The sequence below is a fragment of the Nostocoides australiense Ben110 genome (assembly GCF_001050535.1).
In the GTDB taxonomy this organism is placed as follows: domain Bacteria; phylum Actinomycetota; class Actinomycetes; order Actinomycetales; family Dermatophilaceae; genus Nostocoides_A; species Nostocoides_A australiense.
This window is the reverse complement of sequence record NZ_HG764815.1, coordinates 3,465,737-3,475,182: the sequence shown is the minus strand read 5'-3', so window position 1 is coordinate 3,475,182 and position 9,446 is coordinate 3,465,737. Positions and strand designations below refer to the sequence as shown.

The 9,446-nt window shown below is 66.2% G+C and carries 13 protein-coding genes; 4 read left to right on the top strand and 9 right to left on the bottom strand.

All coding sequences use genetic code 11. The features are described from left to right. The coding region (locus BN11_RS24180; RefSeq protein ID WP_048699509.1) for a hypothetical protein at window positions 1–255 on the top strand (255 nt) is incomplete at its 5' end. Further along, window positions 252–734: a hypothetical protein gene (locus BN11_RS16920; protein WP_048699508.1), complete on the top strand. Its 483-nt coding sequence runs from the start codon at window positions 252–254 to the stop codon at window positions 732–734. The genes BN11_RS24180 and BN11_RS16920, both read left to right, overlap by 4 nt. A gap of 187 nt (window positions 735–921) precedes the next feature. On the opposite strand, the gene BN11_RS16915 is transcribed toward BN11_RS16920, so the two are convergent. The 9 genes from BN11_RS16915 to BN11_RS16875 form a co-directional block, all read right to left on the bottom strand. Continuing rightward, window positions 922–2,016: an NADH:ubiquinone reductase (Na(+)-transporting) subunit F gene (locus tag BN11_RS16915; protein WP_048699507.1), complete on the bottom strand. Its 1,095-nt coding sequence runs from the start codon at window positions 2,014–2,016 to the stop codon at window positions 922–924. A gap of 5 nt (window positions 2,017–2,021) precedes the next feature. Beyond that, a complete protein-coding gene (locus BN11_RS16910; RefSeq protein WP_048699506.1) occupies window positions 2,022–2,393 on the bottom strand; it encodes a phenol hydroxylase subunit P4 in 372 nt (123 codons plus the stop codon). A 1-nt stretch (window position 2,394) separates the two neighbouring features. Then, window positions 2,395–3,960 carry a ferritin family protein gene (locus tag BN11_RS16905; RefSeq protein WP_048699505.1) on the bottom strand — a complete coding sequence of 522 codons (1,566 nt, stop codon included), beginning with the start codon at window positions 3,958–3,960 and terminating at the stop codon, window positions 2,395–2,397. Between the two features lie 114 nt (window positions 3,961–4,074). Continuing rightward, window positions 4,075–4,368, bottom strand: a complete 294-nt coding sequence (locus tag BN11_RS16900; protein ID WP_048699504.1) for an MmoB/DmpM family protein — start codon at window positions 4,366–4,368, stop codon at window positions 4,075–4,077. A 3-nt stretch (window positions 4,369–4,371) separates the two neighbouring features. Continuing rightward, on the bottom strand, window positions 4,372–5,388 hold the full coding sequence (locus BN11_RS16895; RefSeq protein WP_048699503.1) for a ferritin family protein: 1,017 nt from the start codon (window positions 5,386–5,388) through the stop codon (window positions 4,372–4,374). Window positions 5,389–5,425: 37 nt separating this feature from the next. After that, window positions 5,426–5,863 (bottom strand): hypothetical protein, encoded by a 438-nt coding sequence (locus tag BN11_RS16890; protein WP_048699502.1) that lies wholly within the window; start codon window positions 5,861–5,863, stop codon window positions 5,426–5,428. Next, window positions 5,860–6,327: a GlcG/HbpS family heme-binding protein gene (locus BN11_RS16885; RefSeq protein WP_048699501.1), complete on the bottom strand. Its 468-nt coding sequence runs from the start codon at window positions 6,325–6,327 to the stop codon at window positions 5,860–5,862. Before BN11_RS16885 ends, BN11_RS16890 begins: the two co-directional genes overlap by 4 nt. Before the next feature lie 135 nt (window positions 6,328–6,462). Beyond that, the gene (locus tag BN11_RS16880) at window positions 6,463–7,380 is read right to left on the bottom strand and encodes a catechol 2,3-dioxygenase (protein WP_048699500.1); all 918 of its coding nucleotides are present in this window, start codon (window positions 7,378–7,380) and stop codon (window positions 6,463–6,465) included. 4 nt (window positions 7,381–7,384) lie between these two features. Next, on the bottom strand, window positions 7,385–7,777 hold the full coding sequence (locus BN11_RS16875) for a 2Fe-2S iron-sulfur cluster-binding protein (protein WP_048699499.1): 393 nt from the start codon (window positions 7,775–7,777) through the stop codon (window positions 7,385–7,387). 390 nt (window positions 7,778–8,167) lie between these two features. Between BN11_RS16875 and BN11_RS16870 the strand changes: the two genes are divergently transcribed. Both BN11_RS16870 and BN11_RS16865 read left to right on the top strand, forming a co-directional pair. Further along, window positions 8,168–8,350 (top strand): DUF5302 domain-containing protein, encoded by a 183-nt coding sequence (locus BN11_RS16870; protein ID WP_048699498.1) that lies wholly within the window; start codon window positions 8,168–8,170, stop codon window positions 8,348–8,350. Window positions 8,351–8,418: 68 nt separating this feature from the next. Beyond that, on the top strand, window positions 8,419–9,366 hold the full coding sequence (locus tag BN11_RS16865; RefSeq protein ID WP_048699497.1) for a PfkB family carbohydrate kinase: 948 nt from the start codon (window positions 8,419–8,421) through the stop codon (window positions 9,364–9,366). The last annotated feature ends 80 nt before the right edge of the window (window positions 9,367–9,446 follow it).

Sequence of the window (9,446 nt, the reverse complement as noted above, 5' to 3'; positions counted from 1 at the left end):
ACCGGCGGCGACGAGGGCACGGTCCGGGTCTGGGACGCCACCACCGGTGATCCGATCGGCTTCCGCATCTATCTGTTGCCCGGTCGACAGGTCGCCGTGTTCGACGTTGCTGGCACGCTCGCCGGTGCGTCGGAGGACGCCTGGCAGTGGCTTGGATGGAATGTCGTGCTGAATGGCCAGATCACTCGCCTGCCCGCCGAGACCTACGGGCCGCTGCCACCCCTGCGACCGTCAGCCCAGGAGGTCAGCCCATGACAAACAGCACGCAGACCTGGGCGCTCGTCATCTCGGTCATTGCGCTCCTTGCCTCGGCCATCGCAACGTGGTCAACCCTGCGGCACAGTTCGCGCAGCGCGCGGCTGGCAACGTTCGAGCGAATCCACGAGGCGCTCATCGACCCCAAGGCCGCAGGGGGTCGCAAGCTGCTGTACGTCGGGGCCAAGAATGGCGACTTTCCGAAGCTTGGCGACCCCGAGTGGGATCAGGTCAACTACGCGCTGGCGCTGTACGACACCTTGGGCGGCTATCTCTCTCAGGGGCTCGTCGACAAGGACGTCGTCACTGCCGCGTGGTATCAACCCGTGACCGATATCGCCCGTCCGGTCGAGCAGTTCCTCGCCTACCGCCGAAGCCTCGGCATCGACCAGCCCTGGACCTACCTGCTCGACTTGATCGACCTCATGCGCAACACGACGTGCCCGTGCCGGGTCTGGAAGGGGAGCCGCCAGAGCTGACGCACACAGTACTCTTCGGAGCATCTTCGAGAGTACGGGGATCCCGACGCCGCGGCGACCTGATTGTCGGCGTGTATGCCGGCGCCATAACCGGGGTGACCACCCCATAGGGGAACTCTCGAGCAGGCTCGGCGGGCCAGATGGCTCGCAGTCGTTGACCTGTCAGTCTCCTCGGAATTGCGCCGCGTCAGCGCTTGATGAGGGGGGAGTTGACGCCGGCGGCCTTGTCGCCCTCGTTGAAGAACTCCTCGCGATAGATGTCGCGGGGAAAGAGGCGCTTGGACATCAGGGTCTTCAGGGCGGCCTCGACCATCAGGGGCGGGCCGCACAGATAGCCCTTGCAGCCGGACAGCGAGGCGTGGTCCGCGGCGATGACGTCGGTGACCATGCCGAAGCCGTATGCCGCGGGGTCGTCGCCGGCGGCAGCCACCTCCTCCGCCGTCTCTTCGGACAGGCACGGCCGATAGGTGAACTGGTCGTATTCCTCTGCGAGAGAGCGGAAGTAGTCCACGTCATACAGCCACTCCCGAGACCGCCCGCCCTGATAGAGGGTCATCTCCCCCTCATACATCTCGTTCTCCAGACCGTGCCGCAGCATGGCCTTGATCGGGGCGAGGCCGGTGCCGCCGGCCACCATGATCGTGTGGTTGTCCTGGCCGGTATGCAGCACGAACCGGCCATAGGGTCCGCTCACCGGGAACTGGTCCCCGACCCCGAGGTCCTTGAAGACCCAGCCGTCGGTGCCGCGCCCGCCGGGGACGAGCCGGACGTGGAACTCCAGCGTGCGCGGCTGGGTGGGCGGGGAGGCGATGGACCAGGTCCGGTCCACCGCATCGCCCGAATCACCTGCCGGCACAGTGAATTTCAGATATTGCCCGGCGTTGAACGACATGTCCCGGTCGAGTTCCAGGACGAGCCGCACGGTGTCCTTGGCGATCTCGTCCTTGGACACCAGCGTGGCGACATAGTCCTCGACGGGGAACATCTCGATGTCCTCGTCGATGTCGATTTCCGCCTCAAGGGTGACGTCGCTGCGCGGCCGGGCGCAGCAGGTCAGCATCTTCTCCTCGCGCTCGAAGTCCATGAGCGCGAACGAACTTGCCTCCCCGTGGTCGACGTCGCCGTCGACCCGGTCGACCTTGCAGGTGGCGCAGGTGGCGTGGGTGCAGGAGTGTGGGAGCCACACCCCCGCGCGCAGGCAGGCATCGAGGATCGGCTGGTCGTCACGGCATACGACCTGCCGGCCGAGCGGCTCAACGGTGATGACGAACGACTCAGCCATGATTCCTACTTGTTCTTGAAGCCGAGGACGGCCTTGTGGGTCAGGCCGAGGTCGGCCAGGGACTTGCCGGCGGCCACCTCGACGGGCGCTTCGGTGCGATTGACGGCGAGGAACCAGTCGAACTGCTCCCAGCCCTTGCTGGCGTCGAAGTCCGGGTCCTCCTCGTGATAGGGCACGAAGACCTCGGCCCAGAAGGTCTCCCACGGCATGGCCTCGGGCACGCGACAGCAGGCCGCGGCCACGAACCACGGGTTGCCCTTCCACCAGACCATGAGCAACATGTCGTCGCCGTAGATCTCCTTGGCGGAGCGGGAGGGGTGGTTGTAGTCACCGAGCGCGTGGATCGCCGGAGCGCTGATGGTGTCGTGGAGCGTCATGTCAGTGTCCCTTTCCGGCGTATGCCGCGTCGCCCTCGTCGATGCCTTCGGCCGAGTCGGCCTCGCCGTGCCACTTCAGCCAGTTCTGGTGGTCCATGGACCCCAGGTATTCCCCGCCGTCGCCCGGCTTGAGGTTGTACCACTCCAGGACGTCGGGCAGCGTCGGCCCACCGCAATTGCCCTGGTAGATCTGATGCACCGGCAGCCAGGCCTGGCGGTACTTCACCGGCTCGTGATCGAAGATGTACTGACAGCCGTCGGAGCAGAAGTTGTAGCGCTCGCCCTCGAAGATCGACTCGCGCTGCGCCTGGACGAAGGGGTCGTCGGCCTCGGTGAAGCCCATCGGGATCTGGCAGACCTGACACAGCTGCGGCAAGCCGCGGATGAAGTGGCGTCCGCCGTTCTCGATGTTCTTCTTTTCCTTCTCCCACAACGTCTTGTAGGTCGGGAAAGTGTTGGGGTACTGCTCCTCGAGCCACTTCATGTGCTCGTCGGTGGGCACCGAGGTGGTGAAGGCGGCGGCGTGGCCGAACTGGTAGAGGATCCAGTAGGCCTGGTGGGAGACGTACTCCTTCTCCTGGATGGCCTTGTCGACGTGCAATGGCGGCCGGATGCCGTAGTAGGCCAGGTCCTGGAAGAGGCCGTTCATCATCTGCTCCTCGAAGTAGAGCTCGAACGCCTCCTTCCAGCTCATGACCTTGCGCGGCAGCATGTAGTCGAGCATCTGGGCGACGAGGGCCAGGAGCCGGTAGCCGCGCCAGAACCACTTGTCGAGCCAGTACTGCACGATCGGGACGTTGCGCTCGTCCTGCTCGAGGAGGAACTTGATCGCCTCGAGGCCGAGCGTCATGTGTCGCGACTCGTCGGACTGCGCGGAGAAGCCGAAGGTCATCGTCGGCAGGTCGCCGTTGAACGAGGCGCCCGACATGAAGGGCACGAAGAGGAGGTTGGTCAGCAGGTACTCGAAGGAGAACCCGATCGAGATGAGCCACTCGAAGGGGCCGGCGGAGAGGGCGTCCTCGAAGAAGGACTTGGGCACCGAGAGGTACCACACGCGCTCGTGCTGGTGGAGGAAGGAGTGGAAGCCGCCGTAGTACTTGTTGTAGTTGGCGAGCGTGTGGATCTCGGTCTGCGCGTGGCGGATCTCGTCCAGGCACTGGCACAGGGCGGCGAACCGCGGGCCGCCGCCGTTGAGGTGGCGGGCGAGCATCGCGAAGTTGCGGTGCGCGTTGTACTCGTTCGGCGCGATGCCCTGGATGAAGAGCTTCATCGCGTTCAGGTATGACGCGTCGGTGAGGCTCAGGTGACCCTGGCTCTGCGCGAAGCCGTCGAGCACGGCATACAGCCGCTTGTCCTTCTCCGCTTGGTACTTGGTGTAGGCATCGACGGTGAGGCGGAAGGGGTCCTCCCACTTGCTCCAGTCGTGGATGATGATGCCTTCGAACTTGGTCTGCGGGAACAGCTCGTCGGGGCTGACGTAGGACGGCTCCCAGTCCAGGTCACGCGTCAGCGCCGAGTAGCGGTCCTTCATGCTCAGCTTCCGCGGAGCCTTCGGTGCGATAGTCATGAAATTGCCTCTTTCTCAAGTCTTTTCAGGAGGTCGACACGGGTCGTTGGACTTTGTCGGGGTCCCCGCGACGTACCGCAGCGAGGCACGAGCGAGGACACTTCGTGGGGTGACTCAGTGGTCCCAGGCGATGAGGATCTGGTCGTCGTCCCATTCCTTGATGTGGCCGAAGTAGGAGATGATCGCGAGCTGGAACTCGTGGGTCTCCCATTCGCGGCCGATGCGCTCCTCGACCGACTCGCGGTTGATGACGAGTTTGCCGGGAGACTGCACGCGGACCATGCCGGGCATGTGCCGGACGGTGGCCTCGGGGTTGTCGGCTTCGATCGCTTCGATGACCGCCCGGTTCTGCTCGTTCTCCTGGATGTCGACGCCCACGGGGCGCTCGGCGGCGGGGATGGTGGTCATTGCTCAGTTCTCCTTGACGGCGCCGAGGGTGACGTATGCCGCGCGCGCCTGGTCGGCGGCTGCGGAGAGGGCGTCCGTGGTGCCCGCGTCGATGAGTGAGTCGGCTGCGGCGGCGACCGGCGCCATGGCTTCGCGGACGGTGGCGATGGTCGTGTCGACGACGGCGGCGATGGTGGCGGCGTTGGCTGCGCCGTGTTCGGGGTCGGCCACCCACGCCTTGTAGAGCGCGTCGAGCCACTTGCGCTGGTCGGCGAACCAGCTGGAAAGGTGCTGCGCGACAAGGGAGTAGGAGCCGGCTCCGGAGGTGATGGCCGCGTCGTCGAGGTGGACGAACAGCAACTGGTAGATGATCCGGTCGGTGACGTCCAGGGCGACGAGGGACTTGCCCCAATCCTGCTCGACCATCATCTGCTCGACGTGTTTGCGCATCGGCTGCCACGCGTCGTCCTCGAGCCACGCCGTCTTGGCCAGGGCCAGCGGCTCGGCCGTGCCGCCGCCGTAGGAGATGCCCGTGCGGGAAAGGATCTGGGCGTTGCCGATCCGGTCGAAGGATGCATAGGACGCGCACTGGGTGATGGAGGTGCCCCAGCCGTAACGGCCGGCATACGCCGAGATCATCTGGGCCGCAGCCTCATAGTGCCGTAGCGGCAACACGACGTTTTGCAGGACTCCGCCCCAGGCCTCGGGCAGGCGCTCGAACAGGCCGCGCTTCTCGAGGTAGCCGAGGGTGGATCCGAAGGCCTCGTGTAGGTCGGCGCGGGCGGTGACATAGGGCGCGTAGTAGTACTGCCGCGGGTCCATGAAGGAGTAGGGATCGGCCAGCTTCAGTTCGCTGAAGTCCGGGGAGTAGATGTCCTTGTCCGGAGCCCAAAGCGGCTTGTAGTGGTAGTTGACGGTGCTCTGCAGGTCGATCGTGCCCTCTTCGTAACGAGTGGAGGGTCGGTCGCCGTAACGGTCGCTGATGTGGGTGAAGGTCTTGCGCTGCGGCTCGATGACCTGGGTGCGCAGTTCGATCTGCACGTGAACTCCTTTGTCCTGAAATAACTTTTGCTTGCTATCAGCCGTTTACGGTGTGATGGGGTGTGCCCGATTCGATGATCAGGCGCATGAGGAGATCGGGCACGTCGTCGGCGCTGTTCAGCTCCTGCGGCAGTTCGCTCTCGAAGCCGTCACCGACCAGCCGGCCGTATGCCGTGCCGTCGGCGAAGGTCGTCGAGACCCGTGCCGCGCGGCCCCGGAAGCCGACCTCGAAGGCGAGTTCGTCGGGCAGCGTCTCGTCGGTGAGGGTGAGGTGGTCGCTCGCGTGACCGAGGACGGCGTTGGCCTCGCACACGAGCTGCTCGGCAAGCGATCGAATCGCGACCTGCTTGTCGGCGCCGTGACTGGCGGCGATCTTCTGGCTGATCCGCGTGGCCGGCATGGGCGCGACGATGTGGTCGATCTCGTCCTCGTCAGCACCGACATACTCGGCAACGCGCAGCATGAACGGGGTCATGAACGGCCTTCTTTCGCAACGGATTCGTATGCCGCGATCACGGCGTCGGCTCCGGCCTGGGCGACCTGCTCGTCCTGCGCCGCCGAGCCACCCGACGCCCCCACGGCCCCCGCGAGGGCACCGTCGATTCGGATCGGGACACCACCGCCGAAGGCGGCGACTCGGTCCCGGCCCCCGATCCCGTCGCGCACGGCCGGCTCCGCCTCGATCGCCTCGTAAAGGGCTCGCGACGGCAAGCCGGCGAAGCTGGCGACCGTCCACGCCTTGTCCCTGGCGATGGCTCCCGACTCGGCGAAGGCGCCGTCCATCCGGGCGAAGGCCAGGAGCACCCCGCCCGTGTCGGCGACAGCCACATTGAAGGCGCCGCCGATGCGCTCGGCCTCGGCGACTGCAGCATCCAATGCGAGCCGGGCCGCGGCATACGTCAATTGCGGGCGGTTGACGATGAGGGGAGTGTCGTTCATGTCGTTCCTGGATCAGGGCAGGCGGCATCGCCCCGTGGCACAACAGATTTGAGAGGTGTTGCGGGGAGGACGGCAAGGGGCCGTGGCCGCCCTCCCCGGCGCCTGGATCCGCCCGGCGTGAGCCGGGACGGTCGATCAGGTGTAGACGGTGGTGAAGCGCTCGTTCAGCTCACGAGCGTGGTAGAAGATGCCCTTGGCGATGGCATCGGGGGTCCACTTGTTGATGGGCCGGTCGCGGTAGGCGGGGTAGCCACCGGCGAAGACCTCGTTGCGGTTGCCCGCCGGGTCGAAGAAGTAGATCGTCTGGCCGCGGGTGATGCCGTGACGTGTCGGGCCGATGTCGATCGGCACGTCGTCCATGGAGAACAGGTCCGCGGCGCGGCCGACCTGGTCCCAGTTGTCGAGCTTGAAGGCGAAGTGGTGCAGCTTGGACTGCTCGCCCTCGAGAACGGCGATCTGGTGGATCTGGTTGTTGCAGGTCATCCACGAGGCGATGAAGTGGGCGTCGTCGTCGTTGAGGTCGGTCTGGACGCGCTCGGTCGGGAAGAAGTCGAAGACAGCCTTGAACATGTCTTCCATCTTGCGGACGTTCTCGGCGAGGATCAGCGCGTGGTCCAGGGCGGGCACGCCGACACCGACGAGGTGGCGCGGGAACGCGTCCGGGTTGTGGGTGCCGACCTCGGTGCCGATGACCTTCTGCGAGTGGTAGACCTCGAAGACGTGCTCGGACGGCGAGGTGAAGCGGATGCCGTCGGAGACCTCGAGGTTGTCGCCGGCGCTCATGCGCTCGACGGTCAGGCCGAAGTCCTGGGCCTTCTTCTCGATGGCGTCGATGTCGGATTCGTATTCGACCTTGAAGCCGAACTTCGCGACCCCGACGCCGCCCTCCTCGAGGACGACCGAGTGGTGATCCCACTCGTCCCAGCCCTTGTAGAAAACCTTGCCCGGCTCCGAGTGGGTCTCGTAGAGCCCGAGGGTGTTGGCGTAGTGCTCCTTGGCCTCGGCCAGGTCGGTGACCCGGGCGTGCACGTAGCCCATGCGCATGACAGCCATGCCGTTACTCCTTTGTGGTGGTGCTGGTCAGCCGCTCGGCGTCCGCGGCCTGCTTGGCCTCGGCACGCAGTCGCGCCTTCTCATTGATCTGGCGCAGAAAGGGATTGACGAGGCGCACGTTCTCGCCGCGCATCTCGATCGTGATGTCCCCGTCGGGCACGGCCCGGCAGGACAAGCAGGTGCCGTCCGCGCGCTCCGTCTCGTTGATGACGGTGTCGGCGATCGGCCGGTTGTAGTGGAACTCCCCCGCGCGGCAATCGACCTTGCAGATCGCGCACCCGCCGCGCCGGCACCCGATGGTGTAGGCGTATCCCGCCTTGTAGAGGCCGCTGAGGACGGTCTCGTCCGGCTCGAGATAGATCACCTCACCCGAGGGCTCGATCGTGACGGTAGGCAATCTGTGCTCCCTTGCACTGCGCTTGGTGGTCAGCCGTGGCTGCGGCTGCTCTGAGACCGAGCCTGTCGCGCCAGGGCCCCGCTGCTAAGGGTCGTTCCTCAGACGGGAACAGCCCCCGGGGGTATGCGGCCCCGGCCACCCTCGCCCCGATTCCACTGCATACCGCTGTCTAAAGGAATGACTAGAAATTCATATCGAGCAACATCGGAGCGCTACTGGTCGTGCCAGGAAAGGGGAGACACGGTCGGCCGACAAAAGGGCGACCCGGCCATCTCATACGTGGCCGGGTCGTGCCAGTTCTACCGTTGCCAGGGGGGTCATCGTGGGACCGACACGTTTTCGCGAGGTAAACACCTGCGGGCGAAGCGGTGTCGATGGCAGGATCTGGGCATGAGCACGGAGAAGCGATCGCTGCCCGACGAGGAGACGAAGCGGAAGTTCCGGGAGGCCCTGGAGAAGAAGCAGGCCGGGAGCAAGGTCGACGTCTCCGACCACAGCGAGCACGGCAAGGTGGATCACGCGAGCGGCGCCGAGGGCGGCCAGCGGATGTTCCGCCGCAAGGCGGGCGGATAGCCAGGCGCTCGGGTGTAGGCCTGGCCGCATGCGAGGTGGGGCGGCCGCAAGTGGGAGGATGACCCCTCATGGCCCCCCGAGTGATCCACACCGCCCAGGCTCTCGTCGACGAAGTCGTCGAGGTGCCGGGGTTGCCCGAGCGGGGCGGCAACGTCATGGCCGGGGCGCATTACCTGTATGCCGGTGGGGCGGTGAACATTCTCATCGCCGCCGCGCGCTCGGGTGCCGCGTGTGTGCACGCGGGCGCGTTGGGCACCGGACCGAACGCCGACCTGGTGCGGTCGGCGCTGGCCGCCGAGGGCATCGCGTGGTCCGCGCCGCCGGTCGCAGACCTCGACACCGGCGTCTGTTTCGTGATGATCGAACCCTCGGCCGAGCGCACCTTCGTCACCACCCAGGGCGCGGAGCGGCGGATCAGCGTCGAGAGCCTGCAGACCTCCGACCCGCAGCCGGGCGACATCGTGTGTGTCAGCGGGTTCTCCTTGGTGGGTATGACGCGTGACCCGCTGGTCGCGTGGCTGCACGGTCTCCACGACGATGTCGTCGTCGTCCTCGATCCCGGAGCGGCCTTCGCCGACCTCGACTCGGCCCTGCGCACTGAGGTCCTCGCCATGACGGACGTCTGGACCTCAAACGCTGCCGAGGCCTTGGACGTAACGGGGCTGCCTGGCATGGCCGAATCCGTCGTCGCCGTGGCCGCCTTGCTGCGGCCCGAGGGTGTGGCGATCGTGCGTGACGGCCCGAAGGGCTGCGCGGTGCACGTCGGCGGGGTGACTACGGAGCTACCCGGCTATCCGCAGACGCCCGTGGACACGAATGGCGCCGGCGACACCCATACAGGGACCCTGACCGCCTGCCGCGCCGCCGGGATGGAGTGGCTCGAGGCCGCCCGTCGCGCCAACGTCGCCGGGGCGATCAAGGTGACGCGCCGCGGCCCGGCTACCGCTCCCACCGCGGACGAGATCGACGCCTTCCTGCGCGAGCACGACCCCACCCCCCGTCGAGTGAACACGTAACGCGCGTCGAGTGAACACCGCAACCCCAGCGCAACGCCACCACATGTGGACAACGTGTTCACTCGACGTGTTATCGGTGT